The 16,472-nt window shown below is 60.5% G+C and carries 13 protein-coding genes and 2 pseudogenes; 11 read left to right on the plus strand and 4 right to left on the minus strand.

Annotated elements, in window-relative coordinates; translation table 11 throughout:
* Positions 1-170: 170 nt before the first annotated feature.
* From HCK86_RS22500 to repC, 7 genes are all read left to right on the plus strand, one after another.
* Positions 171-1,550, plus strand: coding sequence for a coproporphyrinogen-III oxidase family protein (locus tag HCK86_RS22500; protein WP_176086738.1), 1,380 nt, complete (start codon positions 171-173; stop codon positions 1,548-1,550).
* An 86-nt stretch (positions 1,551-1,636) separates the two neighbouring features.
* The gene (locus tag HCK86_RS22505) at positions 1,637-2,977 is read left to right on the plus strand and encodes an FAD-dependent oxidoreductase (protein ID WP_176086739.1); all 1,341 of its coding nucleotides are present in this window, start codon (positions 1,637-1,639) and stop codon (positions 2,975-2,977) included.
* Complete coding sequence (gene trpS / locus HCK86_RS22510) at positions 2,974-4,020, plus strand: tryptophan--tRNA ligase (protein ID WP_176086740.1); 1,047 nt, start codon at positions 2,974-2,976, stop codon at positions 4,018-4,020. Before HCK86_RS22505 ends, trpS begins: the two co-directional genes overlap by 4 nt.
* A 260-nt stretch (positions 4,021-4,280) precedes the next feature.
* Entirely contained in the window at positions 4,281-5,081 is an 801-nt protein-coding gene (hpaI, locus tag HCK86_RS22515; RefSeq protein ID WP_176086741.1) for a 4-hydroxy-2-oxoheptanedioate aldolase, read from the plus strand.
* 277 nt (positions 5,082-5,358) lie between these two features.
* Positions 5,359-6,603: a plasmid partitioning protein RepA gene (gene repA / locus HCK86_RS22520; RefSeq protein WP_176086742.1), complete on the plus strand. Its 1,245-nt coding sequence runs from the start codon at positions 5,359-5,361 to the stop codon at positions 6,601-6,603.
* Positions 6,600-7,613 (plus strand): plasmid partitioning protein RepB, encoded by a 1,014-nt coding sequence (gene repB, locus HCK86_RS22525; protein ID WP_176086743.1) that lies wholly within the window; start codon positions 6,600-6,602, stop codon positions 7,611-7,613. The genes repA and repB overlap by 4 nt, the downstream gene beginning before the upstream one ends.
* Before the next feature lie 23 nt (positions 7,614-7,636).
* Positions 7,637-9,121, plus strand: a complete 1,485-nt coding sequence (repC, locus tag HCK86_RS22530; RefSeq protein WP_246739735.1) for a plasmid replication protein RepC — start codon at positions 7,637-7,639, stop codon at positions 9,119-9,121.
* 242 nt (positions 9,122-9,363) lie between these two features.
* On the opposite strand, the gene HCK86_RS22535 is transcribed toward repC, so the two are convergent.
* Positions 9,364-10,404, minus strand: a complete 1,041-nt coding sequence (locus HCK86_RS22535; RefSeq protein ID WP_348641116.1) for a tyrosine-type recombinase/integrase — start codon at positions 10,402-10,404, stop codon at positions 9,364-9,366.
* Positions 10,405-10,707: 303 nt separating this feature from the next.
* On the opposite strand from HCK86_RS22535, the gene HCK86_RS22540 reads away from it, so the two are divergent.
* Both HCK86_RS22540 and HCK86_RS22545 read left to right on the plus strand, forming a co-directional pair.
* Positions 10,708-10,914, plus strand: a complete 207-nt coding sequence (locus HCK86_RS22540; RefSeq protein WP_281409630.1) for a transposase — start codon at positions 10,708-10,710, stop codon at positions 10,912-10,914.
* 68 nt (positions 10,915-10,982) lie between these two features.
* Positions 10,983-11,171: pseudogene (locus HCK86_RS22545) on the plus strand (IS21 family transposase); the annotation flags it as partial.
* Between the two features lie 100 nt (positions 11,172-11,271).
* Here HCK86_RS22545 and HCK86_RS22550 read toward each other — a convergent pair.
* From HCK86_RS22550 to HCK86_RS22560, 3 genes and pseudogenes are all read right to left on the minus strand, one after another.
* A pseudogene (locus HCK86_RS22550) lies at positions 11,272-11,460 on the minus strand (IS6 family transposase); the annotation flags it as partial.
* A gap of 306 nt (positions 11,461-11,766) precedes the next feature.
* A complete protein-coding gene (locus HCK86_RS22555; protein ID WP_246739736.1) occupies positions 11,767-13,089 on the minus strand; it encodes an ATP-binding protein in 1,323 nt (440 codons plus the stop codon).
* Entirely contained in the window at positions 13,086-13,745 is a 660-nt protein-coding gene (locus HCK86_RS22560; protein ID WP_176086760.1) for a response regulator transcription factor, read from the minus strand. Before HCK86_RS22560 ends, HCK86_RS22555 begins: the two co-directional genes overlap by 4 nt.
* Positions 13,746-13,859: 114 nt before the next feature.
* On the opposite strand from HCK86_RS22560, the gene dsbD reads away from it, so the two are divergent.
* Together dsbD and HCK86_RS22570 are read left to right on the plus strand one after the other, a co-directional pair.
* The gene (gene dsbD, locus HCK86_RS22565; RefSeq protein ID WP_176086746.1) at positions 13,860-15,659 is read left to right on the plus strand and encodes a protein-disulfide reductase DsbD; all 1,800 of its coding nucleotides are present in this window, start codon (positions 13,860-13,862) and stop codon (positions 15,657-15,659) included.
* Between the two features lie 23 nt (positions 15,660-15,682).
* Positions 15,683-16,312 (plus strand): DsbA family protein, encoded by a 630-nt coding sequence (locus tag HCK86_RS22570; RefSeq protein WP_176086747.1) that lies wholly within the window; start codon positions 15,683-15,685, stop codon positions 16,310-16,312.
* Positions 16,313-16,472: the final 160 nt, after the last annotated feature.

Consider the following 16,472-nt stretch of genomic DNA (forward strand, 5'->3'; position numbering starts at 1 on the left):
ATGCAGATAAAAATCTTTATGAATGATTTTTATTAAGACAGAAAGCCGAATATCTCAAGGAATAGTGCGATTTGACCATCGCAGGCGTCCTTGGCAATCGGCCTTCAGATACACGCCCTGAAGGCCAGTACATCCCGATCTTTCCCAATTTCAAAGGAAGGTGAAAACGCATGAGTGGTATTTCTTTCAAGCACCGTGAACCTATCGGCTCCAGCACATTCCCGATGCCCGGCGACGCTGTCGACCTTCAGGTGATCGAGAGCCGTCTCGCCCGCCCCGCCGACCGCTTCAATGGCGCGACGATCTACCTGCATATTCCCTTTTGTGACCAGATCTGTTCGTTCTGCGGGTTCAACAAGGCTGTCAGCACCGAAGCGACCAAGGATCGTTATGTCAATGCGCTGATCCGCGAGATCACGCTTCAGGCGCAATCGCCCTATGTCCAGTCACTCAGCTTCGGCGCGGTCTATCTGGGCGGCGGAACGCCAAATGCCCTTTCAGCCGAGCAACTGGGGCGCATTCTCGAGGCACTCCACACGCATTTCCGTCCGGCCGGCAGCACCGAGATCACCTGTGAAGGCATCGTTCAGAACTTCACCCGGGAGCGGATCGATGTACTCAAGGCGCATGGCGTCAACCGCGTCTCGGCCGGTATCCAGACATTCGACCGGGAGATCAGGGCGGCCCATCTGCATATGCGCGATGGCCGCGAGGAGCTTCTCGAGGGGATTGCCAAACTTCGCAATAATTTCAGCAATTTCAACCTCGATTTCATCTACAACCTGCCAAACCAGACCGACGCGATCTGGGAAGACGACGTGCATATGGCACTGACTTCGGGGGCCACCCACCTGACGCTCTACCCGCTGGTTCTGCTGGAAAACACGATCTTCTATGCCGATTATGTCAAGAATGGCAAATATGCCTCACCCGAGGAAGACCGTGAAATCGCCATGTATCGCGCCGCGATGCGCCAGGTCGCCGACAGTCCGTTCCGCAACCGCTATTCGGTGCGTGATTTTGCCCTTCCCGGGCGCGACTGCCGCTATATCCGCATGAATGCCGAATCCAATCATATTCTGGCGCTGGGCGCGGGGGCGCATGGCTATCTGGCTGGCTTTACCTACCGCACCACACGCTCGACGCAGCACTATATGAACCATGTCGAACAGCACGGCACGATCCCGTTCGATGCCATGCGCCTGGCCACTGCCGACGAGCAGATGCGCCGCTATGCGGTCATGGGGCTGCGCATGCGCGATCTTGACCTTGCCCCTTTCGAGGAACGCTTCGGCAGGTCGTTCTTCGACGTGTTCGCCCGCGAAATTGAAGACCTGTCGGAGGGCGGCTATCTCGTCGTCAATGGCGACCGGCTGAACTTCACCGAAAAAGGCGATGTCTGGGCCAATAATGTGCGCACCTTTTTCGAGGGCAAGGCGGCCACGAATGTCGGCTACACCGATACGGTGAGCATCGGCCAGGATGGCAAAACGCATTATTCGACGATCAGCCGTCTCAAGGCTTCCGGTGATGTCGAAGCCAATGTCTGAGACCGCGCTCGGCGCTCAGAATACGCCGTCCGGGCAAACCCGGGCGGCGCGGCGTTCCCGCAACCAAGCACCGGATTGACACGATCATGACGAGCGAAATTGCAGTTATAGGCGCCGGCATTGCCGGCCTGGCCGCTGCAGCCAACCTGCTGCAGGCAGACCCCGCCTGCCGTATTGTGATCTTCGAACAGGAGCCCAGCACTGGCGGGCGGCTGAAATCCCACAATATCGGCAGCCATCACGGCATTGTTGAACTTGGTGCGGGCCGTTTTGACCCGGATGACCACCATCGGCTGGCGGCGCTTGTGAACAGATACCGCCTGGCGACCAAACCCTTCGACTATGCGCTGTCGCCGTTGCAGAACGGCCTGCACGACCAGGGCCGGCAGATCCTGACCGGACTATGTCAAGCGCTTGAAACGCTCTATTGCGACATGCCGGCGCAGAAACGCCATGCCGTGACATTCGAAAGCGCGGCAAAGGCCCTGATCGGTCCACCAAGCTTTGGTCTGCTGGTGGATATGTGCGGCTACGATACCTTTGCCCATCCGGATCTCAGTTTTGAGGACGGTTTCGGGCTTCTGCGCCATCATCCTGAAACAAATGCGCTCTTTTCAGGCAGCAAACGGCACTGGTCCGCACTGAGAGATGGCTTTTCCGCCCTGATCAGGATGCTTGAGGCCGATCTGGCGCAACAGGCGGAGATCAGGACCGGTCACGACCTTGTCGAGATCGCGCCATCCGCACATGGGAAGGGCTACAGCCTGGTCTTCCAGACCCCCTCGGGCGCACGGGTCCACGAGGTGGGGAAACTGGTTCTCGCTTTGCCGGTGGCCGCCATGCGACAGGTAAAGGGGCTCAACATATCCGTTTCCATCCGCGAACGGATCGGCTCGGTTCCGCTGATCAAGGCCTATTTTGCCTATCCGCATCGCTGGTGGAAAGACATGCAGGTTGAAGGCCGCTGCTTCACGACGGCAAGCATGTATCGCAAGGTCTATTTCCCGGAAGATGCCGACTATCTGATGATCTATTGCGACGGCCAGAGCGCTGAACAGCTGCGCCACAGCTTTCTCAACAATCCGCATCTGCATCGCGATTTCGTCTCCGTCATGCGCGACGCCCTGCCCTTTGCCACCAGGGCCGAAAGCGTGCCGGCGCCGGTCGATCATGGCCATGCCTTCTGGCCGCACGGCATTTCCTTCTGGCGCAGCGGCCTCAATCTCATTCCTTCGGGATGCTGGCGGATCGGCGACAATGCCGTGATCTGCTCCGATCTGTTCACCAGACGTCCCGGCTGGATCGAGGGCGCCCTAGAGAGCGCCGAATATGTAGCCGACGCGCTTCTTTCCCGAAACGAAACCACACCGCCCATCATCGCGCATAACGACAGTTCCCAACAGATGACAAGGACATGGCCCTCATGAACAGGCCCGAACCAGCCGCATTTCACACCGTCGCAGAGAGTGAACAGAAGCCGGTCGTGCTGACCGGCGATCGGACGACGGGGCCGCTCCATCTCGGTCACTATCTCGGCTCGCTTAAGAACCGCCTCATGCTTCAGGAAAGCCATGATCAATTCGTCATGCTCGCCGACGCCCAGGCGCTGACCGACAACATGAACGATCCCGCCAGAGTGCGCGAGAATGTCCTCGCCGTCGCCATGGACTATCTGGCGATCGGCCTTGATCCGGAAAAGACCACGATCTGCCTGCAATCGGCCCTGCCCGCCCTTTCGGAATTATCGATGCTCTATCTCAACCTGGTGACCGTAGCCCGGCTTGAGCGGAACCCCACCATCAAGGAGGAGATCAGGCTGCGCGGCTTCGAACGGGATATTCCCGCCGGCTTTCTGTGCTATCCGGCCGCCCAGGCAGCCGATATCACCGCCTTTCGCGCAACGGTGGTTCCGGTTGGCGAAGATCAGCTGCCAATGATCGAGCAGACCAATGAGATCGTTCGCCGCATCAACCGTCAGACGGGCGTCACGCTTCTTCCGGAAGCAGCGCCGATGCTGTCGCGCATCCGCCGTCTGCCCGGTATTGACGGCCGGGCCAAGATGTCCAAATCGCTCGGTAACGCCATCGCGCTGTCGGCCAGCCCGCAAGACATCAGCCATGCCGTGAAAATGATGTTCACCGACCCCGATCATCTGCGCGTCAGCGATCCCGGCAAGGTCGAAGGCAATGTCGTCTTCACCTATCTCGATGCCTTCGACCCCGATCAGGAGGCGGTTGCCGCGCTCAAGAGCCATTATCGCCGCGGCGGGCTTGGCGACGGTACGGTCAAGGCACGGCTGGAGGCGCTGCTGCAGGCCGAGCTCGCACCGATCCGCGAACGCCGTGCGGCCTTCGAAACGGATCCGGAAAAGGTGCGCGCCATCGTCGCGGCCGGAACACGCCGGGCACAGAAGATCACCCAGGAAACCCTGGACATGGTCAAGTCCGCCCTCGGACTGTTCTGCCTCTAGCGCGCCGTGCGTCCTTCTGGAGGCACCAGGACGCTCCATCTTATTGAATCTACGCATCGGCATGTCCAGCCATGCCGCCGGGGTTCTTGCCGATCCTCGCCCCTGTGCTACAACAATTCCGTTTCGTTGGCAGCCGCGCCGGTTCCGCCGGAATGCGGCAAGAGCGCTGTCCGCTTTCTCGATAACAGCGCTCTTGCCGGCCGCAGAAGGGGATTTCCGTTGCCTGCCGGCAAACGGAGGGATGGGAGGAAACAGAAGAAATGCCCGCACCGCAGAACATGTTCAAACAGGCATTGCAGCAAAACAGGCCGCAAATCGGTCTCTGGGCTGCGCTCGCCAGCGCCTATACGACCGAGATCCTCGGTGGTTCCGGCTTCGACTGGCTGCTGATCGACGGCGAGCACGCGCCCAATGACCTGCCACTGCTCTCGGCGCAGATACAGGCCCTCGCCGCCTCCCCTACACACCCGGTCGTGCGCGTGCCGATCGGAGAGGCATGGCTGATCAAGCAGGTGCTCGACATCGGCGCCCAGACCATATTGGTGCCGATGGTCGAAACAGCAGACCATGCCGTCGCGATGGCGCGCGCCATGCGCTATCCGCCCGCGGGCATGCGCGGCGTCGGCGCAGCGCTCGCCCGCGCCTCCGCCTTCGACCGCATCCCGGACTATCTTGCGACCGCCAATGACGAGGTCTGCCTGCTGCTGCAGGTCGAAAGCCGCGCCGGTCTTGAAGCCATCGATGCCATTGCCGCGACACCAGGCGTTGACGGCGTCTTCATCGGCCCATCCGATCTTGCTGCCGATATGGGCTATCTTGGCCAGCCCGAAGCGCCCGAGGTGCTGAAAGCCATCGAACATGGCATCGGCCGTATCCTCGCCAATGGCAAGGCCGCCGGCATTCTCACCGGAAACCGCGCACTGGCAAAACACTATCGCGATATGGGCTGCACGTTTGTCGCCGTGGGCACGGATGTCGGCCTTCTGGCAAATGCCAGCGCCACACTGGCCGCGGATTTCAAGACTGGCGCGGCAAGCCCTTCCAGCAACAGCTACGGCTGAGGCCTGGCATCTGGATGGCAACCGCAGGCGCAACCCTATGCCTGCCGATGGCGCTGCGCGACGGCATCGCCTCGCATAGAAATCCGGCTTTCCCCCGCCCCTGCCCTGCGGCGAACCGGTCCCGACCGGGGCCGCGACAGCGTGACCGAGAACCGCCTTGCGGCGCAAACGGCAACATGCAAAGGCTTTGCGGCAGGCGGCGTTAGGATTCTGTTAACCAAAAAGGACTGGACCCGACTCGCATTTCATGTCTTTTTTGACGGCGTGAAAGCAATTTATGGCCCTTAGGCCGTCAGAGCAGGAGCCAGCCGTGAGTGACGGGTACGACCCACATGCCGCCACTTTGCCCGCGGACAAGATAGTCCGCCATGCCGAGCAGTTGTCCTATGAGCTGCAGGCGCGGCGCGAACAGATGTATCCTCCGGATGCTCAGAAGAGCCTCCGGCCTTTTCTGACTCATGAAGTTTCGACGCTGACCACCATACCCGAATCGACGTTGCGGACAATGTCGATCGAGGGCAAGGGTCCTATTCCAGACCGGCTCGAAAACAATCATCGTGTCTACACGCTGCAGCAGATCAACGAGTTGCGCACCCTCTTCGCCCAGCAGCGACCGGCAGATGCCTTGCGCTATCTGCCACGCCGACGACCCGGCGACCCGGTGCAGATTCTCGCCATCGCCAATTTCAAGGGCGGCAGCGCCAAGACCACCACCACGGCCCATCTCGCGCATTATCTTGCCCTGCAGGGCTTTCGCGTGCTGGCGATCGATCTAGATCCGCAAGCTTCGCTCTCGGCCATGTTTGGCGCCCAGCCGGAGATGGATGTGGGCGAGAACGAGACCATTTTCGGTGCGCTGCGCTATGACGAGGATCGCCGGCCGATCGGCGAGATCATCCGCCACACCTATTTTGCCGGTATCGATCTCATTCCCGGCAATATCGAGCTGATGGAATATGAGCACGAGACTCCCCGCGCACTCGCGGCGGGTGTCGGCAGTGACAAGGGCATGTTCTTTGAACATCTCCGCCTCGCCATTGGCGAAGTCGAGGACGACTATGACGTCGTTCTGCTGGACACGCCCCCTTCCCTCGGCTTCCTCACGCTGGGCGCGATCTATGCCGCGACCGGGCTGGTGATCACCGTGCATCCCGCGATGCTCGATGTCATGTCGATGAGCCAGTTTCTGCTGATGATGGGCGACCTGATTTCCGTCATTCGAGATGCCGGCGCCGACATGCAGCAGGATTTTCTCAAATATCTGATTACCCGCCACGACCCGAATGACCAGACTCAGGTTCAGGTGGTTGCCATGTTGCGCAATCTGTTCGGCGCCGATGTGCTGCTGCCAACCGCCGTGGACAGTCGGGCGATCGAAACCGCCGGCCTTGCCAAGCGGACACTTTATGAAATCGAATCCGGTCAGATCGGCGCGGCAACGGTCAAGCGTGCGCGCGAGGCCATTGATGCCGTGAATGCCCAGATCGTTCAGCTGCTCAATCAGAACTGGGGTCGTGAATGACCAAGAAGCCCAGAAAGTCTATTCTGGCGAATTTCGCCTCCTATGCACCCGCTGCCCCGCCCTCCCCGGATGGCGAAGCCGAGGCGAAGAGCAATGCTGAACGGCCGAAGGCCCGTGTGGGTGCCGGGATTGTTGAAGCGACCCATCGTTCGCTGACGGAATTGCGAGAGGAGCGCGACAGGCTTCGCGCCCTTGTCGAACAGGGCGGTGGCGCCGAAATCGATCCTGAACTGATCGACCCCTCGCCCTTTCCTGACCGGTTGCCGGACGATGACGCGGCAAGCTTTGCCGCCTTTCGCCAGCAGATCGAGACAGAAGGCCAGGTTGTCCCGATCCAGCTCCGCCGCAAGGCAGGTGCCGAGGGACGCTACGAAATCGTCTATGGTCACAGGCGCTGGCGGGCTGCGCTGGAGCTTGGCCGCAAGGTCAAGGCGCAGATTGTCGATTTCGACGACCGCGAGCTGCTGCTGGCACAGGGGATCGAAAATTCGGCCCGTCAGGATCTGACCTGGATCGAAAAGGCATTGTTTGCCGATATCATGGAGCGGGCCGACATCAAGGCGCGGGATATCCGTTCGGCGCTGTCCGTCGATGACGGCGAGCTTGCCCGTTACCGGGCGGTCTTGAAATCCGTGCCGGTTGCCACCGTTCAGAAGATTGGCCGAGCCCCAAAAGCGGGCAGGGGACGGTGGGTCGAGCTGGGACGTCTCTGCGCCGAGGATCAGGATGCACTCATGCGGCTTGGGGCGGCGCTGGCGAAAACAGAAAATACCGCTTCCGACCAGCGATTTGCCGTGGCACTGGGCGCGGCCCAGTCCAAAAAGGACGGCAGGCGCAAGCCCAGGAAGATATCACTCTCAACCACGACCGGGCAGGAGATTGGCAAAGTCGCCTTCGGCAAGAGCGACGTCAAGATCTCACTGGCTGAGGCTGAGGCTGAGGCCTTCAAGACCTTCCTTGAAGGCGAACTACCCGAACTCGTCAAGCGGTATCTCGCCGGACGGGACTGAGCGAACCTTGGCAGCTGCCAAGGTTGAAACGAAACACGAAGAAAGGAAAGCTGCGCAAAAGAAAAGGCCCCCAAGCGACATGCGCCCGGAAGCCTAGGTATCAGTTAGCACCTTATGCCTCGCATTTCCGGCTCCATCAGTCAAGTGGCCGAGACGATTTCTTTCGTTTCGGGACGGTTTCTTTTGCCTTTTTGAAAGGTGAAATCATGGATACGGAGATGATAACGACGCCTTTCGGGCGGCGGCCGATGACTATTGGCCAGTTGGCCGAGCAGAAGCGTGTTCGCGCCATGCCCGACGGCATTTCGGTCGACAAGTGGAAGGTGTTTCACACGATCAGGACCATCCGCAAGCCGCTCGGTGCCACTGACCGTGCGCTTTCCGTCCTCAACGCCCTCCTGTCGTTTCACCCTCAAACCCTACTCTCAAGCGCCGACAGCCTCATTGTCTGGCCATCGAATGAACAGCTCTGCACCCGCGCCAATGGCATGTCCGAGACCACCTTGCGGCGGCATCTTGCGGTGCTTGTCGGCTGCGGTCTCATCATCCGCAGGGACAGTCCCAACGGCAAACGCTACGCCCGCAAGACGCATGGCGGCGCGGTTGCAAAGGCCTATGGATTTGACCTTTCTCCGCTCGTCGTTCGTGCTGCGGAATTCAAGGCCCTGGCCGCAAAGCTGGAGGCCGAACGCGGAGCATTGAGATCGCTGCGTGAGCAATTGACGCTTTTACGCCGTGACGTTGCCAAACTCATCGAGCTTGGTCTTGCGGAACACCCAGAAGGCGACTGGAATTCCCATATCGTCGCTTACCGCAGCATCATCGACACGCTTCCGCGATCGCCGTGCTTTGAAACGATCGCCGGTGCCATCACCCTCTTGATGGACCTGCGACAGACCGTTGAGGACGTATTGGAAACATTCATTGTTTCGACGAATCCGACTGCCAATGCCCAGCAAAATGACCGGCACATACAGAATTCAGAAACAGAAGATCAGTTTGAATCTGAAATGCCAGGAAATGGCAATCTGCCACAGCCTGAGCAAGCCGAAACACCCAAGCCAGACCGTGATCAGCCATCTCGGCTACAGACCATATCACTTGAAGCAGCGTTGCAGGCCTGTCCAGATATCAGCCAATATGAGAAAGGCGGCCATATCCGGCACTGGGCCGATTTCATCCGTGCGGCCGAAACGGCCAGAACCGTGCTTGACATCAGTGGCAGCGCCTGGACAGATGCCCGCGCCGCCATGGGCCCCATTCCGGCTGCGATAACACTTGCAGCAATCCTTCAGCATGCAGAACGGATCAGTTGCCCCGGCGGCTATTTGCGATCGCTGACCGAGAAAGCCCGGACTGGCAAATTTACGACCCAGCCGATGATCCAGGCATTGCGCAACCGACAGCGTCTGCATTCGGAAACCACTTCTCGCAAAGGCCGGGGAGGGCACGACGCTTCCGATGGTCTTGTCGTTTCCGAGGCGTTGTGCCGCCTGGTCCAGCATTGAGGTCTGTCGATCTTGGCAGCTGCCAAGGATCGCGTTTCGATCAATCCATCCTGATCCGGCTGAGACGGCATCAGGCGCGAACCACACCAGACATGCGCTCACTGCCGATCGCGTTTGCCGCAGGGGTGTATCAGGGCTTCCTGCAAAGACAAGCGCAAGGTGCCTCCTACTATCGCCAGCGGTCGCAGACAGGTCCGTAGCTTGCCGGTGAAACGGTCATCGCGGAGGGGAAGGAAAGGGCGCTACAGCCCCGCTGCCTTGGTGAGGTTGACGCGGAACCTGTCGCGGCGGCGCTGATATTTCCGGGTCATTTCTGCAGAGGCATGGCCAAGCTGCCTTTGCACGTAGCGTTCCTCAATCTCGGCGGAGGAGGCGAGACCGGCACGCAAGGAGTGACCGGAGAAAAGCTTTTGCCGTTCGGCTTCCGGCAAATCGGCACGAATGCCGGCATCAAGGGCGGTGCGTTTCACCAGCCGTGCAACATGCCTGTCGGACAGTCTTTCGACATCGACACGCGTTCCGTCCTTGAATATCCGCCGGAAAAGCGGACCGCGCGCGATTTTCGCATAGTGAATCCACGTCTCGACGGCGGTAAGCGGGCATGATGCCTCGCTCGAGCCGCGCCCGATCTCGACCTCGCGCCAGCCCGTCTTGCCACGCAGTCTGAGGATCAGGCCAGCTTCGGGCACGATCTCGATCCAACCCGTACTGCTGTCCTCTCTTTCAACGTCGAGGGCGACAATTTCTGAACGTCTGAGCCCGCCGGCAAAGCCGATCAGCAGAATGGCCCGGTCACGCAGGCCGCGCAGATCGCGGCCGAGCGTGTCTGTCATGGCGATGATATCGGCGCCCATGAGGGCGTCCTTGCCCTGCGGCGGTCGCGCGTGGCTGCGGCGGATACCAGCAAGGACGGTGGCGATATGGCGGTCCTTGCGATCGAGCGGCTGGCCGCGCTGGGCAAAGTGCCAGCTGAGGCCGGAGAGCCGGCGCTCGATCGTCGCAACCGACAGGGCAGGGGTCTTGCGTCTCTGATCACCGTGCGCGAGTGCACTGATATAGAGGCCAATGGTCTGCGGCACTGGCGGCAGCGGATCCACGCCCATTCGCCGGCACCAGGCCCCGAAATGTTTCCAGTCAGCATCATAGGCGTGCTGCGTGTTTTTCGAGCGTGAGGCTTTCGCGTAGGATCGCGCTGTCTCGACGAGATCCTCTAAATGCGGCGCAAGCGGAAGTGCACCGCCCGCCGGAATAACAGTCGACACATCTGCCGGCTGCCCCGACACGGAAGCATTCTGTTCTGGGATGTCTTGCGGTGATTTTGTCATGAAAACGGAGCCTATAGAATAATGTCCGATAAGGCAAGATTATCGGATGTAAATGAGGGCAGATGTGGTGTGCGGTTATTTTCATATATTCCTCATAAAGTGCACTCACAGAATTTCGGTCAGACAGCTCTCTTGTTTGCGGTGGCGTCTGTGACGCTGTTCTCTCACGACCTTTCCCTTCGTTGCCTGATCTCTGATCGAGGTCGCATGATTTAAGTGGAAGGGAGTTTTTCCGGGGAGAGTACAATGGAGGTTCTCACGATGCGCCGTCGACGGCCTAATGCCCATCGCCAATGGCCTGACGAGATCAAGGCGCCGATCATGTCTGAGAGCTTGCGGCCGGGCGCGACAGTGAATGAGGTTGCTGAGCGCCACGGCTTGAAGGCAAACCATCGATCGTCCTTGAAAATAGTGGCTCGACTGAGAGCGGCGGCGCAAAAGTCGGCCACCTATTTACCTTCTGCATGAGCGCAGGAGGGGTGGGGATTGCTGTCTTGGACTTGTATTTGAAGGTCGGCCTTGCCGTATCGGCGGGCATGAGCCGGCGTGAAGCCGCCAAGCATTTCAACATATCGCGCGACAGCGTCGCCAAGATGATGTCGTATGCGGTTCCTCCTGGCTATCAGCGTCAGTCAGCTGTGCGGCGAGCGAAGCTGGATGCGTTTGTTTCGACGATCGACCATTGGCTTGAATATGATTTGAAGGTCCCGCACAAGCAGCGCCATACGGACAGCACCCTGCCTGCCGCAAGCTGATCCGTTCCCGGCTATGTCCGGAAGCCACGGCGAACGCCGAAGTTACACTCCGCAATGGGTCACGATCCCGGCGCAGCCGCTTTTCCATCTCCGGTGCGTATTTCTGGACCCAGCGATAAATCGTGGAATGATCGACGGGCACACCGCGCTTACCCATCATCTGTTCAAGATCGCGGTAGCTGATCCCATAGCGGCAATACCGCCGCACCGCCCATAAAGTCGCGTCACCCTGAGAATGGCGCCACTTGAAATCGCTCAGTAAAAATCCCGCTGAAAATTGTCAGCACTCTTTCGGACAGCAGCAAAATTTCTGCATCAGAGCCGGTTCGACACACTGAAAACAGTCTATGCGACAATCAAGGGTTTCGAAGTCTGCGCGCTTTAGGCAAGGGCCTGCAGCAATGTCTCATTGTCTGCTGCTGCCCCAAAAGACAGGAATCCGTCTAAAAAGGAGTTACCTTCGACACCAATCGCTGAAGTCAATAAGCCATCTTTCTCGGTGTCTTCTGGCTGCGCTGAATTGCCCTAAATTTCGTCGACATTTGCTCAGCGAACAAGGAAGGGGTCACGCGCGTTTATTCTTGCCAAAGACAATCCCGACCCTGAAGCCGCCTTCAGGTCGATTTCCAAGGTCGAGGTCGCCATGAAGGCGACCGACCGCCATGGCGACGATGGTGAGCCCGAGACCCGTTCCCGCAGTGCTGTTGTTGCTTCCGCGAAAGAACCGGCGCGTGAGGAGCAGAAGCTCACTGTCAGCGACGCCACAGCCTTCATCCTCGATCGCAAAGCCGTCCTGCGTCTTCACCCAGCGGACCACGCGACCTGGCGGTGTGTGCTGGCAGGCGTTTTCCTGAAGATTTCTGAGGATCAGTTCCAGCGTCGCCGGGTCGGCAGCCAGGGCAAGTCCATCCAGTGCGGGATCGATGGTGGTCTCGGTGTTGCAGCGCATGGGGAGTTGCATGAGCATCTCGCGAATGGCCCTGCCGACAGAGATGTTTGCCAGGGGTTCGGCGCCCCGCCCAGCTTCGAGGCGGGCAAGAGCGAGAAGCTGGCGTACGAGACGGCTGGTCCGGTCGACCGAGAGCAGGATCTGGCCAAGCGCCCGGGCCCTGATGCTCTCATCTTCGGTGGCGAGCGCGATCTGGGCCTGGGTCCTGAGGCCCGCAAGCGGCGTCTTCAGCTCGTGCGCCGCGAAAGAGGTCAACTCTCTTTCGTGGCGGCGGGAGGCGTCCACCCGTCCGAAAAGGCTGTTGAGCGCGGCGATCAGCGGTCGGACCTCGCCGGGCGCATTATCGACGGACACGGAGCGCATGTCCTCGCCATCGCGCATCTCGATTTCGCGGGCAAGGCTTCTGAGCGGGGCAAGACCCCGGCCGACGCCGAACCAGATCAGCGCGGCAAAGAGCGGCATGATCAGCACCGCGGGAACGAGAAGGCCGGCGACGAGATCGCGGACCAGCCGGTTCCTGAGGCCGATCCGGTCGCCGACGACAACCCGGACACCCTTCTCCGCGTCGACGATGGTGTAGACCCGCCAGGCCTCGCCGTTGACCTGTCTCTCGCCATAGCCTTCGGTATCAAGGGCGAGGCTCGCATCCGGTGCGCCGCTTGATCGGGCGACCAGACGGCCGTCGAGTGACCAGATCTGACAGGAGAGCTGCTTTTCGTAGTCGACCGTCTTGACCCCGGCAGCAGCGTCGGCTGCCGTGACATTGCCGCCGGCAACCAGCGAATGCACCATGCGCGCCGCTTCCCTGAGCCGCGTATCGAGCACATGTTCAATTTCGGAGCGGCTCCAGAGCGAAATCCAGATGAAGGCGGTCAGCCAGATCACGCCTGTGGCGACGACCAGCAGAACGAAGAGACGGCGACGCAGAGAGCGCATCATGATGCCTTCATGCGATAGCCAAGGCCGCGGACAGTTTCAATCGTCTCGCGGCCGATCTTGGCGCGCAGGTTGTGGATGTGAACCTCGACAGCATTGCTTTCAACATCCTCCTGCCAGCCATAAAGCCGATCCTCAAGTTCACCGCGCGAGCGAATCACTCCCGGTCGTTCCATCAGCGCGAGCAACACCGCGAATTCGCGTCGCGAAAGCGGGAATTCCCCGGTCTCCGTGCTGGCGATCATCGTCGCGGGGTCAAGCCTGATGCCTGCGGCGGCCAGAAGCGTATCGCTGCGACCATTCCGCCGCCGCGTCACTGCGCGGAGCCGCGCCGCCAGCTCATCAAGGTCGAACGGCTTGCCGATATAGTCATCAGCGCCGATATCGAGGCCGCGGATCCGGTCGGCCGTCTCGTCCAGTGCGGTCAGCATCACCACCGGCGTAGCACTGCCGTGCTGGCGCATTTCGGAAAGCAGATCGAGGCCGGAGCCGTCGGGCAGCATCATATCCAGCACGATGGCGTCGAATTCCGCTGTCCGGACCGCCAGACGCGCGTCGGCGAGGTTGGCAACGGCATCAACCGTACTGCCGGCAAGGCCGAGGCCGACCTTGAGGCCATCGGCAAGAACCGGGTCATCTTCGACAACAAGCAGACGCATCTTTTCCTCGGGCTTCTGACGGATGTCCGGGTTGTTTTCCGCCGAGCTTAAGACTGCCTTAAGCTCGGGGAAGATTTTGCGGGCATCAAGACCGAATGAAGGTTTCACCGAACCATGTCCGCGTTTTTCCGGTTCTCTTATATCTGGTTACTGGTTTTTCTGACAGTTCCGGTGATTGCCGCACGGGCTGAAATGCCGCTGCCGGCTGATGATGTGTTCCATCTTTCCGCCGCGCGCGACGGAAAAGACAGGCTCGTGCTCGACTGGACAATTGCGCCGGGAACCTACCTTTATCGCGACGCGATGACGGCGAGCCTTGACGGCAGTGCCATCGCCCTGGCACTGCCGCCCGGCGAGGCAAGGGACGATCCGAATTTCGGCCGGGTGGCAATCTATCAGAACCACGTTTCGGTCGTCGCGGCCGGTCTTCCCGCCGATGGCACACTCTCCATTTCCTATCAGGGATGTGCCGAAAAAGGGATCTGCTATCCGCCCGTCGAAAAGACGGTCGATCTGGCGACACTCGATGTTAACGGAAAGTCTTCTGTTGGGACGTCATCGGGCACCTTCACCGATTGGGCGCCGGAACCGGTAAAGGCCGGGACCGGGGTCGCAACGGCGGCGGAAACCCCGGCGGCGGGCCCTGCGGAGACCTATCTTGCCGGCCATATCGTGCTGATGCTGGCCGGTTTCCTTGGCTTCGGCCTGCTGATGGCCTTCACCCCTTGCATCTTTCCGATGGTGCCGATCCTCTCTGCAATGCTTGCCGGCGCGCGCGGACCGCTTTCCACCGGTCGCAGCTTCGCGCTGTCGCTCTCCTATGGTCTCGCGATCGCGACCGCCTATGGCTTCATCGGCCTCGTCGCCGGCTGGTCCGGCGCCAACCTTCAGGCCGTGCTGCAGTCGCCGGTGGCGCTGGGCATTTCGTCCCTGGTCTTCGTGGCGCTTGCCCTGTCGATGTTCGGGCTCTTCGAACTCAGGATGCCGGATGCGTTGTCACGCCGTTTCCATGGTCGGGGCAGGACGAGCGGATCGTTCGCAGGCGCGGCCATTCTCGGCTTCGGCTCCGCGCTCATCGTCGGTCCCTGTGTCACGCCGCCGCTCGCAGCCGCCATGCTCTACGCGGTCAGCACCGGCGCGGCGGTGCGTGGCGGGGCCGCGCTCTTCGCCCTCGGGTTCGGGATGGCGCTGCCACTCATTGCATTCGGAACCTTCGGTGCGCGGGCGCTGCCGCGCTCGGGGCCCTGGCTCGAACGGGTGCGCCGCGGCTTTGGCGTCGTCTTCCTTGCCGTTGCCATTCTGTTGCTCACACGTCTTGTTCCCGCAGCAGCCGACCTTGCGCTGTGGGGTGCCTTCGCCCTCGGTTTGTCCGTGTTTCTCGGTGGTTTCGATCGCCTCGATGGAGAGAGCGGTTTCGGAAAGCGCGCCGGCAAAGCTGCTGGCCTCTTCTCGGCACTCGTGGCTGTGGTGATGATCGTCGACGCCTCGGCCGGTGGCACAGATCCCCTTCAGCCGCTGGCATCCTTGGCGGGGCGCGTTGCCGTTGAAGCACCCAGCGAGCGCGATGAGGTCCGGGTGAGCGACAGCGTTGCGTTCGACCACGCCCTGAGCGGGCTCGACGGCAAAATCGCGCTCGTCTCTTTTTCCGCCGGCTGGTGCACGGTGTGCAAATCCAACGAACGGCTAATGGCGACCCCCGAATATCAGGGGCGCCTTGACCGGTTGCCGGTCATCACCGTCGACGTGACGCGGCAGGATACCGGCAGCCGCCAGCTGATGGCCCGGTTTGCCGTGATCGGCCCGCCGACACTGTTCCTGATTGATGCCGATGGGCAGGAAATCCCCGGCAGCCGCGTCACCGGCGCGCTGTCGGCAAGCGCATTTTCAAAGCGACTGGCAGCAGCCGGTGTCTGAACAATAACCGACAGGAGATTGCAATGGATCGACGAGATTTTCTGGGCCTGACGTTGACTTCGGCGTTGGCGCTCGCCTGGACAGGTGTTGCCAAAGCGCAGAACGTCGATGTCCAGGCTGTGCTGCATGATCCCGACGCACCGGAAACCGGCAATCCCGATGGCGATGTCACCATCGTCGCCTTCCTCGACTACAACTGCCCCTATTGCAAGAAATCGGCGCCCGATCTTGCCCGCATTGTCAAAGATGATGGCCATGTCCGCCTGGTCTTCAAGGACTGGCCAGTTTTGACCGAAGCTTCGGTTTATGGCGCGCAACTGGCTCTCGGCGCCAAATATCAGGGCAAGTACCTGGATGCCCACAACGCGCTGATGGCGATCCCCGGTCATGGCGTCAGCAAGGATCAGATGCTGGCCGCGGTGCGCGCCACCGCGATCGATATGGACCAGCTCCAGGATGACATCAAGCAGCACAAGAGCGATTTCGCAGCGCTACTTGGGCGCACGATGGGGCAAGCCGATGCCCTCGGCATCGTATCGACCCCGACCTATCTGATCGGTCCATTCAGAACTTCGACACTCGATTATCAGGGCTTCACAGCCGCGCTTGCCGAGGCACGCAAGCGTCAGGCTGCCGGCGACCGGGTGGAGTGATGTGATGGACCTTTACGCCTGTGTCTCCGACGGGATGAGAGTTGTGGTGCTGACCGCAAAGGATGCGCGCATGAAACCATAATACAAACCTTCCGGACAGCCAAAAGTGTGTTCCGTTGATAGTTGCCGGAAGGCAATTTTCCACGGGCTTCACTGCGCG

The organism is Martelella sp. HB161492, assembly GCF_013184775.1.
Taxonomy (GTDB): domain Bacteria; phylum Pseudomonadota; class Alphaproteobacteria; order Rhizobiales; family Rhizobiaceae; genus Martelella.